This is a genomic window from Streptomyces sp. NPDC058239, from assembly GCF_042882185.1.
In the GTDB taxonomy this organism is placed as follows: Bacteria; Actinomycetota; Actinomycetes; order Streptomycetales; family Streptomycetaceae; genus Streptomyces.
In genome coordinates this window covers 254,084-269,412 of the sequence record NZ_JBHVWS010000004.1, presented here as the reverse complement: position 1 = coordinate 269,412, position 15,329 = coordinate 254,084, and the positions used below count along the sequence as shown (strand labels likewise).

Sequence of the window (15,329 nt, the reverse complement as noted above, 5' to 3'; positions counted from 1 at the left end):
GGTCAGCTCCCCTTCGCGGGGACGATCTGGAGGTAGATCGCCGTGAGGACCATGTTCACGAAGAACAGCAGCATGAAGGTGATGACGACGGACTGGTTGACGGCGTCGCCGACGCCCTTGGGGCCGCCGCGCGGGTTGAGTCCGCGGTAGGCGGCGACGATGCCTGCGATGAAGCCGAAGATCAGCGCCTTGACCTCACTGATGTAGAGGTCGGGGAGCTGGGCCAGGGCGGAGAAGCTGGCCAGATAGGCCCCGGGGGTGCCGTGCTGCAGGATCACGTTGAAGAAGTAGCCGCCGAGCGTGCCGACGACGGAGACCAGACCGTTCAGCAGGACGGCCACCAGCATGGTGGCCAGGACACGCGGGACGACGAGGCGCTGGACGGGCGATACGCCCATGACCTCCATCGCGTCGAGTTCCTCGCGGATCTTCCGTGAACCGAGGTCCGCGCAGATGGCCGAGCCTGCCGCGCCGGAGATCAGCAGCGCCACGATGATGGGGCTGGCCTGCTGGATGACGGCGAGGACGCTGGCACCGCCGGTGAACGACTGGGCGCCGAGCTGCTGGGTCAGCGAGCCGACTTGGAGGGCGATGACCGCGCCGAACGGGATGGAGACGAGTGCGGCGGGCAGGATGGTGACGCTGGCCACGAACCAGAACTGCTCGATGAACTCCCGTACCTGGAAAGGTCTGCGGAAGATCTCGCGGCTCACGGTCCCGGCGAGGGAGAACAGTTTTCCGGTCTCGCGCAGCGGAGCGAGCAGCCGTGTCGGAGGTCGCCGCTCCGGGGCCTTCCGCGAGGTCGCGTCGGCCGCGTCGCCCGTGGAGCGCCCGGGGGGCCGCACCGGCATGGGGGCCGTCACGGGCGTCCACCGCCCGCGGCCGGGGTGTAGCTGTTCATGATGGCGGTACGGGCGGCCTCCGGCAGCTGGCCCATCATCGACAGGACCCGCTCCCGGCGGCGCAGGGCCGCCTGCCGTACGGGCATGCCCAAAGACGGTTCCAGCTGCGGTACGACGGTGCGCGGGCCGTTGGCGGAACTGATGCCGGTCCCGTAGCCGTTCACCTCCTCGGCGGCGAGGGTCGCGGCGTCCTTCTCCTCGGCCATCCCGATGGGGCCTTCTCGGCGCCCTGCGAGGAATTGGGAGACGACCGGCACATCGCTGGTGAGCAGCACCTCGCGCGGCCCGAAGGTGACGAGGTTGCGGCAGAACAGCATGCCCATGTTGTCCGGCACAGTGGCCGCGATGTCGAGGTTGTGGGTGACGATGAGCATCGTCGCGTCGATCTGCGCATTGAGATCGATGAGCAGCTGGGAGATATATGCGGTGCGGACCGGGTCGAGTCCGGAATCCGGTTCGTCGCAGAGAATGATCTGCGGGTCCAGTACGAGGGCGCGGGCCAGACCGGCACGCTTGCGCATGCCGCCGGATATCTCGCCGGGCAGTTTGTCCTCGGCACCGAGGAGACCGACGATGTCGATCCGCTCCATGACGATCCGGCGGATTTCCGATTCCTTCTTGCGGGTGTGCTCACGCAGCGGGAAGGCGATGTTGTCGAAGAGCGACATCGATCCGAAGAGGGCGCCGTCCTGGAACATGAGACCGAAGAGTTTACGGGTCTCCATGACCTCGCGCTCGGGACTGTTCACCATGTCGACACCATTGATGAGGACGCGTCCCTGCTCGGGCTTCAGCAGACCGATGATGGATTTCAGGAAGACGGTCTTGCCGGTGCCGGAGGGGCCGAGCATCACGCTCACCTCACCGGCGGGCAGTGTGAGGGTGACGTCCTGCCAGATGTTCTGCTTGCCGAAGGACTTCGTGAGGCCCTCGACGACTACTTCGATTCCCATCGGCCCTCCTTCGAAGTTGTTGTGAACGAAGTCATCTGTCAGCGCTCCGGCTCTGAGAAATCCAATGGCGGCTCGTCACACATGCACCAGGGGGCGCACGTTATGTCCGTCGAAACCGCCAGGACAAGCCGTTGAACAGCGGAAATCGACGAACCAGGTGCTGGGCGTGGATCACTTGTCACCGAGTGACAAAGCTGTGCACCGGCTTTGTCGGAATCTGCGCAAGGTCTCCGGCGTGCAGACTGGGGTTCCGTGGCCCATGGAGGCCGGAGCCACGACGACTCCAGGTGCGCCGAACGAGCAGTTGCGGACACGTTTCCGCGCCGCTCAACTGGGACGCTACGGCTCGGTAACCTGCCTTCGCAATAGCGGTTCCCGAACTTTTTGCGCGGTGATCAATGGTCACATTGTTTTTGTACGCGGGTGAGTAGTCGAGGCCGCGCACTTGTCGATAAGTGAGTCCTCCGACGGGCCGGCACATATGCGTCCGCCCCGCCCGGAAGAATATTCGGGCGGGGCGGACGGCAATGACCGACAATTCCCGATGCATTACGGGAACGGGTCGAGCAGGAGGCACGCCTACCGCAACACTCCGGCGTGCCAGTTCTCCGCGAGCAGCCGACCGGCGCCGGGCACGGCCGCGCCCGGTGTGGCCAGGCCCGCCGTGTAGGTGGCGGTGTCGTTGAGTACCAGGTTGTTGGTCCCGGACGCCGAGGGCAGCGCAGTCTTCAGATTGACCGCCCAGTTCAGCTCGCCGAGCCCGAGGGGTCCGCAGCCGCTCACCGAGGGAACGGCGAAGGCGGCGTCACCCTGGGCGTTGCCGGTCAGCGCGACCCTGTTCATCACACCCCGGGTGTTCGGCGTGCCGTCGGCGTCGAACCGCTGGCTGCCCAGCGCCGGTGCCGTGAGGTTCTGCGGACGGAGCAGGACCGGGTTGGATGTGGTGCCGATGTAGCACTTGGACCCCAGGAACGGGTTCTCCAGGTGGATCCGGACCGGAATGTCGACGATCGGCTTGCCGCCGGTCATTCCCGCGGTCAGATCGAAGTTGCTGGGTGTGCCCGCCGACTGCACAGTGGCAATCACCCGGTTGAGGCTGTTGTCCGTCAGCTGCTCACAGATGCCCGAGACCAGCGGAATCCCGCTGGGGCACATGAGGCCGAGCAGACCGCCGGGAATCTCCGTCGGGGCTCCGACGATCGCCCCGCCCGCGGGCGCCACGATCCTGGACGCCCCCGTGGCCGCGTTGCGGACGACGCCGAACTGAAGGTCGTTGGCACCGGTCGTCGCTTCGGTGTTGCCGAGCTTGATGGACCCGCTCCCGGAGTGCGAGGCCACACATATCGCGATCTCCGTCTGGCCGTCCGCGGCCAGCATGGCCGGGTCGTCGACCGGACAACGGGTGAAGGGTGCCCAGTTGCCGTTCATCTCCTGGGCGGAAGCGGCGCTCGCCGGCGACGTGCTCAAGGGAATACCGACAGCCACCGCCACCAGGGCACCGAAAAGAGCAGGTCTGACACGTCTCGGGGCAGCACTCATTGATCGTCCAGCCTTTCGGATCGAGGGCAGGGCGCGCGGGTGCGCCTGCTTCAGCGTTCAGGGGTGGGCTTGAGGGGCGGGCAGATCGACTTCGGATTGCCCTCCACGCACAGCGGAGCCTGCGTCATCTTCACGTAGTTCCCCTTACCGGATACCGAGGCGGTGAACAGACTGTCCAGATCCTCCGTCACACCGCATCCGCTGAAGGGAGGTATCTCGGCATACCCCGTGAGAGGCCCGCCGTCGTTCACGGTGTAACCGGACGGAGGCAGTTGGCGGCCCGTCACCCCATCACCCTTGAGCACGAGGCGCATCGGACGGGCGGAGCGGCACTGGGGACCGACTTCCAGTGGCTCTCCATTCACCTTCACGTCATACAGGCGAACCCACATGTCGGCAGCCGCGGTTGTCGTTTCGCGGAACCGGTTGTCAGGGGTTCTCTTCCGCCAGGAAATGGTCGCGATGTCAATCTTTCCGTCGAGGGACAACTCGACCTTCGCGGTGGTCGGCATGAATCCGAAGGTAAGAAATGTCGCCTCCGTCGGCGGCATCTGCGGCTTCCCGTTGTAGTCGACTTTCCCGTCCGTCATGAGCCATGTGGCCGAGTCGTCGGGGCATACGAGATTGATGCCCATCATGTAGTTCAGCCGGAGAACGAGGTATCCCGGATCCTTGAACAACATGGCACCATTGAGCTTCTCGGCGTTCGAATAGCCCGCCATGTAACCGCTGCCGGGCCTGGAACCGTTCGGCGGCGGGAGCGGCACGGGCTCCTGCCCCTTCGGGAAGTAGCACCCTTCCGGTGGCTGCACCTTGCCCGGCACGATCTCGTCGTCTCCCGCGGCGGCCGCCTCGGGCCGCCCGGGGGAGACGATCCCGGGAACGGGCACCTGCGGTGCTTCCGACCCCGGCGGCGTGTCCACGGCTCCGGACGGCACACCGACGGTCCCGAGCTCCACCGGCTGGTCGGCAGCCGGCTTGCAGGAGACGGGAAGCACCGACGGTGTCGCAGTGTCGTCACCGGTCGCCTCCGTGGTCAGCTCGAGATCGAGTTGTCCCACGGTGAACGCGATGTCACCGCTGGAGCGCGGGGTGATGGTGGGCACCGCCCCTGTCGCCCGCACCGAAAGATCGTCCTGCGCACCGACGGTCGTTTCGGCAATGCGCAAGCCCTGCCAGGACACTTCGGTCGACTCACCGCGCTGCGTCACCTCTGTCACGAGTTGTGTGACGCCGGACACCTGCTTCGAGCCGGTGCCGAGGAATTCGGCGAGGGGCGCACGGGGAAGGGTCAGCGAGACGGACACTTCCTCGGGCTGAATCACCGATCCGGCGCTCGACGTCACCGGCAGCCCGGCCGTCACCCGGACGGCAACCGGCTGGGGTCCGGCCGAGAATCCGCAGGAGTAGGTGAGATCCGCCTCGACCACGTGGGTGTCGCTCGCGGAACCCGTGCCCGGAACCAGCCCGGCCGCCAGGGCCAGCACGCCGACGGTGCCTACATGCGCCACCCGCCGCATCCGGCTCGTCCTGAATCTCATCTCGCCAACCCATCATCGTTTCGGAGCCGAGTGCTCGGGTGCGGGGGACAGCGTGGAGCGGCAGCCGCGAACTGTGTGACGGCGACGCCTCTGCCACACAGTTCGCAGGCGTCCTGGCTAGCGGCTCACGGAGAGGTGACCGTGAGCGGCTTCGCCAGCTTGTAGACCGCCGAGAACTGGGCGGCGTCGCCGTTGTTCATCAGCCCGGAGCAGTTGTTGACGTTACTGATGGTGAGTCCCGCACCGTTGGTGATGGAAAGCTCACCCGTGGCGTTGTTGTACTGGGCGTTGCTCGCCGAGCCGGTGATCGTGGCAGTGCAGACGCCGAAGAGCGTGTCACCGGTGAGCGTCACCTCGACACCCGACAGATTGCCGGTGGTGATCCCGCCGCTGTAGCCGGTCGCGTTGAGGTGGATCGCCGCACCCGTCATCTCGGCACTGAATGTCGAACCCAGCGGGCCGTCACACGGGTCGTTCACGGCATCACCGAAGGTGGCGACATTGATCTGCGCGAGGTTGTCCCCGGTGGGGTACGTACCGCTGGGAGCGGATCCGTTGGCAACGGCCGAGTAGCAGGTCACCCCCTGATTGGAGTCCAGGTCGAGCAGGTCGGCCGTGGTCCCGGCCTTGAGCGACGCCGCGAACGACCCGTCCGCGTTCGGATTGACGACGGTCCACTGGGCCTGCGCGGTGGCCGAGGCCGAGGTGGCGGTCAGGCCGAACGCGGCAGCGGCCACAGCGGTGGCGAACAGGGAACGCTTGATGATGCTTCTCACGGAAACAGCCTCCGAAGGGAGTGGAGTTGGACGTACCCGATTACCCCGTACCGCACCCGGTAATGGGCTCGGTACGAGGGCGGCTCACATCGTGGATCGCAGAAGTCCTTGGACTCGACTGCGTGATCGAACTCCGTGCGGATCGAACGTTACGAGCCAGTAGCCCAACGCTGCAATACCCGGCGCAGAAATTCCCTCACCCTCTCGATAACCGCATTCCGCCTTAGCGAGAACTCAGCAGATCACCACGATTTTCTATACGAAAGTGAGTAGTTACGCCGGGACCGCGTGCCGGGGGAGCCGGAGGACACTCACCTCGGGCGCAGTCATCGACGACGGACCGCACCGACAGGGACCACGTGCTCGTCCGTAAGATCGTCGGCCGGGCGACCGAATGCAATCGGGGCACACCTGGCGCGTCGCCGCCGAACAGCGCGGAACCTCATGGATCCGTCCCGCCGGCCCGACACTGCGAACCGGATTATTCAGCACCACAGGATGACTGACGGATTATCCACCATGAGGAACGCCCACGAAATCGATCCACGACTCGCGGATATTTCACCAGCCGATGACGAATGACCCGTCACACCATTCTTCTCCTTCGAGGATCCACCCTCGTGACCCCTTCGACCGTGTCCCCGATGCATCCCTTCATCGACCTTACCCAGGGTTACTTTCTTGTTGCCGGGAGAGTAGATGTCTGAAAAACATTGTCCTGAAGTGAGCACTCCCGCCCCACCTGCACCGGAGCACCACAACGGGGCCGAGATGTGTGCCCCCTGCACTTCGATCTTGTCCAAGTGGTGGGCACAACCGCTCACTTGGTCTATCTTCATCGCGGACTTGGTACGCACCTGTCGGTTCGTGGGAGCGCTTTCCCCCACCGCCTGAACCCCCCACCGGGCGCCGGAGAGCAAGGGGACAGTCATGCCGAAACTCATACAGCCGTCGGACACGGGTGATCCGCTGGGGCCGCTCCCCCAGGAATTCGCCGCGATCATGCGACCCGAACTGCCCAGCCTGATCAAGGAGATCGGTGTCGAGGTCACCCGGGCCTATCCGGAATACGCCCGGCTGCTCAGCGGTCCCAACGGACAGGCCATTCGCGTCGGCGTCGAGCAGAGTCTTTCCTCATTCGTGGACCTGGTCGCCGAGCCATCCGCGTCCACCTCTCTGCGTGACGACATGTGCCGTCGTTTCGGACGTTTCGAGGCATATGAAGGCCGCACAATGGAGACGCTTCAGGGTGCTTATCGACTGGGCGCCCGAATTGCGCTGCGCCGGGCCAAGAAGGTCGGCCGGAGTTACAACTTCTCACCGACCCTCATGCTCAGCTTCGCCGATGCGCTCTTCGCCTATATCGACGAGCTCGAATCCCTGTCCAGGGAGGGCTTCCTGGAGGTGCAGTCGCAGACCGGCGAGCAGAGCGAGGCCATGCGCCGACGCCTGCTGCACCTGATCCTCGCCGGCCGCCCCGCACCCCGTACCGCCATCGCCGAACTGTGCGAACAGACGGGGTGGGCGCTGCCCGAGCAGGTCACCCTGGTCGCGCAACGCTCTCCCGCCGGCCTGGACCGGGCCGTAGCGGACCGCGACATCCTGGCCGATCTCAGCGACCCCCAGCCGCACTTACTCATCCCCGGCGCACTCGACGACGCGCGAAGACGCATGCTGGACCAGGCCCTCCTCGGCACCCGTGCCGCGATCGGCCTGACGGTCCCCACCGCCCTGGCCTCGGACTCGATCCGCTGGGCCCGCCGCGTCCTCGAACTCGTCGACGCGGGCGTCATCGACGACGCGCCCGTCATCCTCTGCGAGGACCACCTCATCACCCTGTGGCTGCTCTCCGACCCGGTCCTCGTCGACCAGCTCGCCCAGCGGGAACTGGCGCCGATCTCCGGGATCAGCGCCACCCGGCGGGAGCGGCTGATCGAGACGCTGCGAATCTGGCTGGACACCCGCGGCACCGCGGCCCACATGGGCGAGCTGCTGGATGTGCATCCACAGACGGTCCGCTACCGGATGCGCAATCTTGAGTCCATCTTCGGCAAGCAACTGACCGACCCCGAGAGCCGGTTCTCCACCGAGGCCGTGCTGCGCGCGCTCCAGTTGCGGTCCCGGGGTGACGAATCCCCCCTGTGAGTCGGCTTTCAGCCGGATCACGGTGCTCACCCCGAGTCAACTTACTTACGGGTAAGGCAAAATAGCCGGTCACTCCCAAACGGTTGCCACACGGAGACGTTCTCAACGAGAAACCCGGAACTGCGTCCCGTACATATGGAGAAGTCGGCCGCCCATGCGGCGGCCGCGCCGAGAACCGTCTCCTGGCCAACCATCCGAGAGGGAACCCCCCATGACCGCCTCGCACCTCCTCGTCCCCGTGCCGATCCCGGACCGGGTCGCCGCGCTGATCGGGTCCTGCATCCCGCCGCACATCGTGGAGGCGGAGTTCGACGCCGAATGCGCCGCGCGCGAGGTGCGCAGGTTCCGCGGCCCGCGGCTCTGCGTCGAGGACCAGGCCGACCGCGAGCAGTCACTCGCCGAGCTGGCCCGCGCCAACAAGATCCTCGCCGCCCACCACCCCCGACTGCCGGTGCGCCCCGGCAGCTCCTGGTGAGCCGCCCGCACCTCCCCCACTCCACTTCTACCTTGCGAAGGGACGGCACGGCCCTTACCTTACTCAAAAGTAAGTTTACTCCGGAGTAAGGAACTGGCGTGGCCGACAACAGCAGCGGCAACCTCACCGACGAACTGGCCGGGCTCGACTTCGCGGCCGTCTCCCCCGGGGAGTTCGCCCGGATCGTGAAGGGCCTGTCGGCCAAGCAGCTCGGCGAGGTCATGCACGGCGAACTGCGCTCCCGCGTACTCGGCGAAGTCTTCGGCCGGATGAAGCAGCAGTTCCGCCCGGAGGCCGCGGGGCAGCTGAAGGCCCTGATCCGCTGGAAGATAACCGGCGACAGCGAAGCGGTTTTCGAAACCTCGATCTCCGAGGGCCGCTGCACCGTCAGCGAGGGCCGTTCCGAGGCCGAACCACGCACGACGCTGGTGATGGGGGACGCCGAGTTCCTCAAACTGGTCTCCGGCAACGGCAATCCCGTGACGATGTTCATGATGCGCAAGCTGAAGGTCGCCGGTGATGTCTCGCTGGCCTCGGGCCTGACCCGCTACTTCGACATCCCGAAGGCCTGAGACCATGAGCTACTTCTCGCTCGCCCTCACCGAGGAGCAGCAGGATCTGCGCAACTGGGTGCACGGCTTCGCCGCCCAGGTCGTCCGCCCCGCAGCCGCCGAATGGGACGCACGGGAGGAGACCCCGTGGCCCGTCATCCAGGAAGCCGCACGGATCGGCCTGTACGGCTTCGAATCCCTCGCGGACATGTACGGCGACCCCTCCGGGCTCTCCCTCCAGATAGCCAACGAGGAACTGTTCTGGGGCGACGCCGGAATCGGCATGGCGCTCTTCGGCACCTCCCTCGCCGTCGCCGGAATCTTTTCCTCCGGCACTCCGGACCAGCTCGCCGAGTGGGTGCCGCAGTGTTACGGCGACGAGGACGACCCGAAGGTCGCCGCCTTCTGCGTCTCCGAACCGCAGGCGGGCTCCGATGTCTCCGCGATGACCACCAGGGCCCGTTACGACGAGGCACGCGACGAGTGGGTACTGACCGGCCAGAAGGCCTGGATCACCAACGGTGGCATCGCCGGGGTCCATGTGGTCGTCGCCTCCGTCGATCCGTCGCTCGGCGCCCGCGGTCAGGCCGCGTTCATCGTGCCGCCCGCCACCAAGGGTCTCGTGGCGAGCCGCACCATCAAGAAACTCGGCCTGCGCGCCTCGCACACGGCGGACGTCTTCCTGGACGACGTACGCGTTCCCGGGCACTGCCTCCTCGGCGGAAAGGAGAAGCTGGACGCCCGGCTGGCCCGTGCCCGCGAGGGTACGAACGCCAAGGGGCAGGCGGCGATGGCGACCTTCGAGGTCAGCCGCCCGACCGTCGGCGCACAGGCGCTGGGCATCGCGCGCGCCGCGTACGAGTACGCGCTGGAGTACGCGGGTCAGCGGGAGGCGTTCGGCCGGCCCGTCATCGAGAACCAGTCGATCGCGTTCGCACTGGCCGACATCCGTACCGAGATCGAGGCCGTACGGCTGCTGATCTGGCAGGCCGCGTGGATGGCCCGCAACGACCGGACCTTCGACGCGGGCCAGGGCTCCATGTCCAAGCTGCGGGCGGGCGAACTCGCCGTGTCCGCGACGGAGAAGGCCATCCAGATCCTGGGCGGCGCCGGATACAGCAGGGAGCATCCCGTCGAGCGGATGTACCGCGACGCCAAGATCTACACGATCTTCGAGGGGACGAGCGAGATCCAGCGGCTGGTGATCGCGCGGGCGATCTCCGGGCGCCACATCCGCTGATCACTTCTGCACGGATGCCGGGGCGCGCCCGGTCGCGCGCCCCGGCATCTTTGGCTGCTCGCGCCCCTCGTGGCCGCATCCGGGTCGCCGCCCGGATTGGGATCGGCCACGGCCGGCGTGAGAATGTCGGGCAGTGGCGGCGACCCGGATGCGGTCGACTCGTCCGGGGCGGACCTCATCACCTCCGGGTCCGTGCCGGGCGACGCCGTCGACGTCATTGATCCACTGTCCGCCGACACACCTCATGGGGGAACGCCATGCCCGCCGGCCCGCGCCCGTCCGTCCTCTTCGTCACCGACCTCGCCTACGAGGCCCGCGGTCGCCGCTACTGCGACGAGGACATCTATCTGACGTCCCGGCTGCGCGAGGAATTCGATGTCGCTCTCTGCCACCCCCGGGACGCCGCCGCGCTGCTCGAAGGTTTCGACGCGGTCGTCGTACGCAACAGCGGTCCGGTGCTGCACTACCAGGAGGCGTACGACGCGTTCTGCGCGCGGGCGCGGGAGCTGGGCGTACGCGTCTACAACCCGCTGCACGGCCGCGGGGACATGGCGGGCAAGCAGTATCTGGTCGATCTGAGCCGGGGCGGGTACCCGGTGATCCCCACGGTGGACCGGGCGGCGGATCTGGGGCTGCTGCCCGCGGCCGCGGAGTATGCGGTCAAGCCGAAGCTGGGGGCGGACTCGGTCGGGCTGCGGTTCATACGGGAGGCCGCGCTGCCGGAGAGCGAGGACGGCACGCTGCTCGTCCAGCCGCGGATCGACTTCCGTTACGAGGTGTCGTTCTACTTCATCGACCGCGACTTCCAGTACGCGCTGTACGCACCGCATCCGGAGCAGCGGTGGGTGCTGGAGCCGTACGAGCCGAGCGCGGCGGATCTGGAGTTCGCCCGGAGTTTCGTCGAGTGGAACAGTCTCGACCATGGCATCCAGCGGGTCGACGCCTGCCGGACCGCGGCGGGCGAGCTGCTGCTCGTCGAGTTGGAGGATCTCAATCCGTATCTCTCGCTGGACCGGGTGGCGGAGCCGGTGCGGGAGGCGTTCGTGACCCGTATGAAGGCTTCCGTGCGGGATCTGCTGGCCTGACGCCACGTCCGGCCGTCCCCCACATGCGGGGGACGGGGGCCGGTGTGAGGGTGCAAGCGTGACTACTGCCAGCGAGACCGCCCCCGCCGCGCAGAGTGCCGCCGCGCCACCCGTACTCGATCCGCGCCGCAGGAACATCGTCTTCGCGACGATCGTGCTGGGGATCCTGCTGGCCGCCCTGGATCAGACGATCGTCGGCACCGCACTGCCGACGATCGTCTCGGATCTCGGCGGCGCCGCACATATGTCCTGGGTGGTCACCGCGTATCTGCTCGCCGAGACGGTGGCGACGGTCCTGGTCGGAAAGTTCGGCGACCTGTTCGGCCGGAAGATCATCTTCCAGCTGTCGGCGATCATCTTCATCACCGGCTCGTTCCTGTGCGGCCTCGCGACCAATATGACGCTGCTGATCGTCTGGCGCGGACTGCAGGGCATCGGCGCGGGCGGGCTGATGGTCACCTCGATGGCGCTGATCGCCGATGTGATCCCCTTGCGCGAGCGCGGCAAGTACCAGGGTGCGCTGGGTGCGGTCTTCGGGGTGTCGACGGTGATCGGGCCGCTGCTGGGCGGGCTCTTCACCGACCATCTGAGCTGGCGCTGGGCGTTCTACGTCAATGTGCCGATCGCGATCGTGGTGGTCATCGCCGCCGCCCGGACGATCCCGTCGGTGAAGGCCGCCGGGCGGCCCGTGATCGACTATCTGGGCATCGCGATGGTCACCGTCGGCGCGAGCGCACTGATCCTGGCGACCAGCTGGGGCGGCAATGAGTACGCATGGGGATCGCCCGTCATCATCGGTCTCTTCGCGGGCGGCGCCGTGGCACTGGCGCTTTTCTGCTTCGTGGAGTTCCGGGCCCAGGAACCGATGCTGCCGATGCGGTTGTTCCGGAATCCGGTGTTCACCGTCTGCTCGATCCTGAGCTTCATCGTGGGATTCGCGATGCTCGGCGCGATGATCTTCCTCCCGACGTATCTCCAGTACGTGGACGGCGACTCGGCGACCCTGTCGGGTGTGCGGACGCTGCCCATGGTCGTCGGGCTGCTCGTCGCCTCGGTCTTCAGCGGCAATGTGGTCTCCAAGACGGGCCAGTACCGGATCTTCCCCATCGTGGGCTCGCTGATCATGGCGGTCGGGCTGTTCTTGCTCTCCCGGATGGGCCCGGACAGCGGAGTGTGGCTGGAATCGCTCTACATGCTGGTGCTCGGGGCCGGCATCGGCCTGTGCATGCAGGTGCTCACGATCGCAGTGCAGAACACGGTCGACTACTCGGATCTGGGTACGGCGACGTCGGGTGTGACGTTCTTCCGTACGCTCGGCAGCTCCTTCGGTACGGCGGTCTTCGGCACGATCTACGCCAATGCGCTGAAGCCGAATCTGACCGACGGGGTCGCGGCGGCGGCCCGGGCGGGCGGCGACCCCGCGGTGCTGGCGAAGGCCGCGCAGAGCCCGCACGGGCTGCACGGTCTGCCTGCCGCGCAGTCCGCGCCACTGGCCCAGGCATACGCCGACACACTGCACACCGTGTTCCTGTGGACGGTGCCGGTCGCGGTCCTGGGGTTCGTCGTGGCGCTCTTCCTGAAGCAGGTGAAGCTGCGCGACACGGCGCGGGTCGGCTCGACGGACATGGGCGAGGGATTCGCCCAGCCCGGCGCCGGCGACTCGGCCAAGCTCCTGGAATTCTCCGTGGCCAAGATCCTGCACGGAGCGGGTGGGGACACGGCACGGCGGATCGTCGCGGAGTCGGACACCCGGCTGGACATGGCGGGAGCCTGGGCGGTGATGCAGGTCGAGCTGTTCACCCGGATGGTCGGCCATGCGGGTCTGAACCTGATCGCGACCCGGCACCGGGTTCCGCCGGAGGTGCTGGTGCCGGTCTTCGACCGGATGATCGAGGAGGGCTACCTCACCGGCGACGGTCATCTGTTCATGCATACGGCCGCCGGGAGCCGGGAGGCCGCGGCGATCAACGACGCGTGGGCGCGGTGGCTCAATCAGCGCCTGGACGAGAACGGGGCACGCCCGGACGACCGACAGCTGCGGACGGCGGTGGATGTGATCGCCAAACGGTTGCTGGCGGAGGACCTGGCACAGGAGCTCTCGCCGGAGAGACCGCGGGTGGAGGCCGCCATCTGAGTGGGCCCGGTCACCGCGCGGCCGGGTCAGTCGACGAAGACCGCCGTCGAGTACACCCAGGCGCCCTCGGACCGGACGAAGCGGCTCTTCTCGTGCAGCGAATCCGGCCGCCCGTTGTCGGTGCAGTGCGCGCGGAAGGTGACCGTTCCCGTGGTGTGGAACGCGCTGCCGTCCGTCGTCTCCAGGATCTCCAGGCGCACCCACCGCATCCCTGGATCGAAGTCGACGGCAGGCGGCCGGGTGTCGGGGTGCCAGGTGCGGAGCAGATACGCCTCGTCCCGGACGACGAATGCGGCGTACCGGGAGCGCATCAGCGCCTCGCAGGTCGGCGCTGCGACGGTCCCGGCGTGCAGGCGGCCGCAGCAGTCCGCGTAGGTGGCGGACAGGCCGCACGGGCACGGCGACTCCGCGGTGATCGCGGGCGTCCGCGCTTGGGCGGTGGCGGACCGCTTCGGTCGTGTGGTGCGTCGTGACATGCGTCCATTGTCACCTGCGGCCCGGCCGGTTCAGCCGGCCGGGGTGAAGCGGCGACGGTACTCGCTGGGGGTCAGACCGGTGCGGCGGCGGAGCTGGGTCCGCAGATTCGTCGCCGTACCGAGTCCGCTGGTGCGGGCGACCACGTCGAGGCGTTCCTCGCCGCGCTCCATCAGCCGGCAGGCGAGGGTGATCCGGCATTCGGTCAGCCAGCCGAGCGGGGTCGTGCCGAGCTGGGCGCGGAAGCGGCGGTGCAGGGTGGCCGGGCTCACGGCGGCGCGGGCGGCGAGGCCGGTCACCGTGAGGTCTGCGGCGAGGTTTTCCTCGGCCCAGGCGAGGAGCGGGCCTAGCGAGGTGTCGGGGACGTCGGGCAGGGGGTGCTCGACGAACTGGCGCTGGCCGCCGTCGCGGTGGACCGCGAAGACCAGACGGCGGCTCACGGCGGCCGCGATCTCCGCGCCGTGGTCGGAGCGGATGATGTGGAGACCGGTGTCCAGGGCGGCGGCGCTGCCGGCTGCGGTGATCACCCGGCCGTCGTCGACGAACAGCACATCGGGGTCGAGGTGGACCTGCGGGTGGCGGGCGATGAAGGCGTCGGCCCAGCGCCAGTGGGTGGTGGCCCGTCGGCCGTCCAGCACTCCGGCGGCGGCCAGCGTGAACGTACCCGTACAGAAGCTGACCAGCCTGGCTCCCCGGGCGTCCGCGCGTCCGATCGCGTCGAGGACGGCCGGATCGGGTTCGGTCTCCGGGTCGGGGCGGTTCGGCACGATGACGGTGTCGGCGCAGTCCACGGCATCGAGCCCTGCGACGCCGGAGAGCCGGAAGAGACCCTGGTGCATGCGCACGCTCGGGGTCTCGGCGCACAGCTCGAATTCGTACCAGGGCACGGGCAGCTCGGGACGGCGCAGCCCGAAGAGCTCGGTGGCCACCCCCATCTCGAAAGGGTTGGAGCCGGCCGAGACGATCATTACGACCCGGTGCGAGGATTCTTGCGCCATATGCGATTCCTAGCACTCACGGTGACCCGGGCCAAGGCCGAGGATGGGGATCATGAGCGATGACACGACGAATACCGCGCCCGGCCCGATCCTGCTGAGCGATGCGCTGAAGACGTTCGAGGCCCTGTGGAGCCCGCGGATCGTGGCCCGCGTCAACGACTACGACATACGGATCGCCAAGGTCCGCGGCGAGCATGTGTGGCACGTCCATGAGGACACCGACGAGTTCTTCCTCGTGCTCGACGGCACGCTGGACATCCAGCTGCGCGGGACGGACGGGGAGCGGACCGTCACCCTCGCCCGTGGCGCGGTGTTCGTCGTTCCGCGCGGGACCTGGCACAAGCCGTCAGCCGCCGACGGGGCATCGATCATGGTGTTCGAGCCGTCGGGCACCCCGTCGGTGGGCGACCGGCACGACGAGGTCCCCGCGCACGTGGACGCGACGACCGGCCACGAGCTGGGGAGCTGAACGCGGTGGTGAATCAGCGGGGTTGACACTGTGACGGGCCGCGGGTC

The 15,329-nt window shown here is 67.6% G+C and carries 14 protein-coding genes; 7 read left to right on the top strand and 7 right to left on the bottom strand.

Annotated elements, in window-relative coordinates:
* Window positions 1-2: 2 nt before the first annotated feature.
* The 5 genes from ACFVYE_RS08300 to ACFVYE_RS08280 form a co-directional block, all read right to left on the bottom strand.
* Window positions 3-863 carry an MlaE family ABC transporter permease gene (locus tag ACFVYE_RS08300; protein ID WP_389604681.1) on the bottom strand — a complete coding sequence of 287 codons (861 nt, stop codon included), beginning with the start codon at window positions 861-863 and terminating at the stop codon, window positions 3-5.
* A complete protein-coding gene (locus tag ACFVYE_RS08295) occupies window positions 860-1,855 on the bottom strand; it encodes an ABC transporter ATP-binding protein (RefSeq protein WP_383967731.1) in 996 nt (331 codons plus the stop codon). The genes ACFVYE_RS08300 and ACFVYE_RS08295 overlap by 4 nt, the downstream gene beginning before the upstream one ends.
* Window positions 1,856-2,434: 579 nt before the next feature.
* Window positions 2,435-3,394: a hypothetical protein gene (locus ACFVYE_RS08290; RefSeq protein WP_389604679.1), complete on the bottom strand. Its 960-nt coding sequence runs from the start codon at window positions 3,392-3,394 to the stop codon at window positions 2,435-2,437.
* 50 nt (window positions 3,395-3,444) lie between these two features.
* Window positions 3,445-4,935, bottom strand: a complete 1,491-nt coding sequence (locus ACFVYE_RS08285) for a DUF6801 domain-containing protein (protein WP_389604677.1) — start codon at window positions 4,933-4,935, stop codon at window positions 3,445-3,447.
* Window positions 4,936-5,060: 125 nt separating this feature from the next.
* Window positions 5,061-5,711, bottom strand: a complete 651-nt coding sequence (locus tag ACFVYE_RS08280; protein WP_383967723.1) for a hypothetical protein — start codon at window positions 5,709-5,711, stop codon at window positions 5,061-5,063.
* A 930-nt stretch (window positions 5,712-6,641) separates the two neighbouring features.
* Here ACFVYE_RS08280 and ACFVYE_RS08275 point away from each other — a divergent pair.
* The 6 genes from ACFVYE_RS08275 (at window position 6,642) to ACFVYE_RS08250 (ending at window position 13,341) form a co-directional block, all read left to right on the top strand.
* Entirely contained in the window at window positions 6,642-7,856 is a 1,215-nt protein-coding gene (locus ACFVYE_RS08275) for a helix-turn-helix domain-containing protein (protein ID WP_383967720.1), read from the top strand.
* Window positions 7,857-8,067: 211 nt separating this feature from the next.
* The gene (locus ACFVYE_RS08270) at window positions 8,068-8,331 is read left to right on the top strand and encodes a hypothetical protein (RefSeq protein ID WP_383072865.1); all 264 of its coding nucleotides are present in this window, start codon (window positions 8,068-8,070) and stop codon (window positions 8,329-8,331) included.
* A gap of 98 nt (window positions 8,332-8,429) precedes the next feature.
* Window positions 8,430-8,903, top strand: a complete 474-nt coding sequence (locus ACFVYE_RS08265; protein ID WP_389604674.1) for an SCP2 sterol-binding domain-containing protein — start codon at window positions 8,430-8,432, stop codon at window positions 8,901-8,903.
* Window positions 8,904-8,907: 4 nt separating this feature from the next.
* On the top strand, window positions 8,908-10,122 hold the full coding sequence (locus tag ACFVYE_RS08260) for an acyl-CoA dehydrogenase family protein (protein ID WP_383967714.1): 1,215 nt from the start codon (window positions 8,908-8,910) through the stop codon (window positions 10,120-10,122).
* A 257-nt stretch (window positions 10,123-10,379) separates the two neighbouring features.
* Window positions 10,380-11,207, top strand: a complete 828-nt coding sequence (locus ACFVYE_RS08255; protein WP_389604672.1) for a hypothetical protein — start codon at window positions 10,380-10,382, stop codon at window positions 11,205-11,207.
* A gap of 58 nt (window positions 11,208-11,265) precedes the next feature.
* Window positions 11,266-13,341: an MDR family MFS transporter gene (locus ACFVYE_RS08250; RefSeq protein WP_383973185.1), complete on the top strand. Its 2,076-nt coding sequence runs from the start codon at window positions 11,266-11,268 to the stop codon at window positions 13,339-13,341.
* Between the two features lie 26 nt (window positions 13,342-13,367).
* Here the strand turns inward: ACFVYE_RS08250 and ACFVYE_RS08245 are convergent, their stop codons facing one another.
* Window positions 13,368-13,817 carry a YchJ family protein gene (locus ACFVYE_RS08245; protein ID WP_383973187.1) on the bottom strand — a complete coding sequence of 150 codons (450 nt, stop codon included), beginning with the start codon at window positions 13,815-13,817 and terminating at the stop codon, window positions 13,368-13,370.
* 30 nt (window positions 13,818-13,847) lie between these two features.
* Window positions 13,848-14,813: a GlxA family transcriptional regulator gene (locus ACFVYE_RS08240; protein ID WP_389604669.1), complete on the bottom strand. Its 966-nt coding sequence runs from the start codon at window positions 14,811-14,813 to the stop codon at window positions 13,848-13,850.
* 52 nt (window positions 14,814-14,865) lie between these two features.
* Between ACFVYE_RS08240 and ACFVYE_RS08235 the strand changes: the two genes are divergently transcribed.
* Entirely contained in the window at window positions 14,866-15,282 is a 417-nt protein-coding gene (locus ACFVYE_RS08235; RefSeq protein ID WP_383973190.1) for a cupin domain-containing protein, read from the top strand.
* The last annotated feature ends 47 nt before the right edge of the window (window positions 15,283-15,329 follow it).

Coding starts and splice junctions, on each gene's coding strand:
- ACFVYE_RS08295 (WP_383967731.1), bottom strand. CDS start 1,855: ATGGGAATCGAAGTAGTCGTCGAGGGCCTCACGAAGTCCTTCGGCAAG.
- ACFVYE_RS08290 (WP_389604679.1), bottom strand. CDS start 3,394: ATGAGTGCTGCCCCGAGACGTGTCAGACCTGCTCTTTTCGGTGCCCTG.
- ACFVYE_RS08285 (WP_389604677.1), bottom strand. CDS start 4,935: ATGAGATTCAGGACGAGCCGGATGCGGCGGGTGGCGCATGTAGGCACC.
- ACFVYE_RS08275 (WP_383967720.1), top strand. CDS start 6,642: ATGCCGAAACTCATACAGCCGTCGGACACGGGTGATCCGCTGGGGCCG.
- ACFVYE_RS08270 (WP_383072865.1), top strand. CDS start 8,068: ATGACCGCCTCGCACCTCCTCGTCCCCGTGCCGATCCCGGACCGGGTC.
- ACFVYE_RS08260 (WP_383967714.1), top strand. CDS start 8,908: ATGAGCTACTTCTCGCTCGCCCTCACCGAGGAGCAGCAGGATCTGCGC.
- ACFVYE_RS08255 (WP_389604672.1), top strand. CDS start 10,380: ATGCCCGCCGGCCCGCGCCCGTCCGTCCTCTTCGTCACCGACCTCGCC.
- ACFVYE_RS08245 (WP_383973187.1), bottom strand. CDS start 13,817: ATGTCACGACGCACCACACGACCGAAGCGGTCCGCCACCGCCCAAGCG.
- ACFVYE_RS08240 (WP_389604669.1), bottom strand. CDS start 14,813: ATGGCGCAAGAATCCTCGCACCGGGTCGTAATGATCGTCTCGGCCGGC.
- ACFVYE_RS08235 (WP_383973190.1), top strand. CDS start 14,866: ATGAGCGATGACACGACGAATACCGCGCCCGGCCCGATCCTGCTGAGC.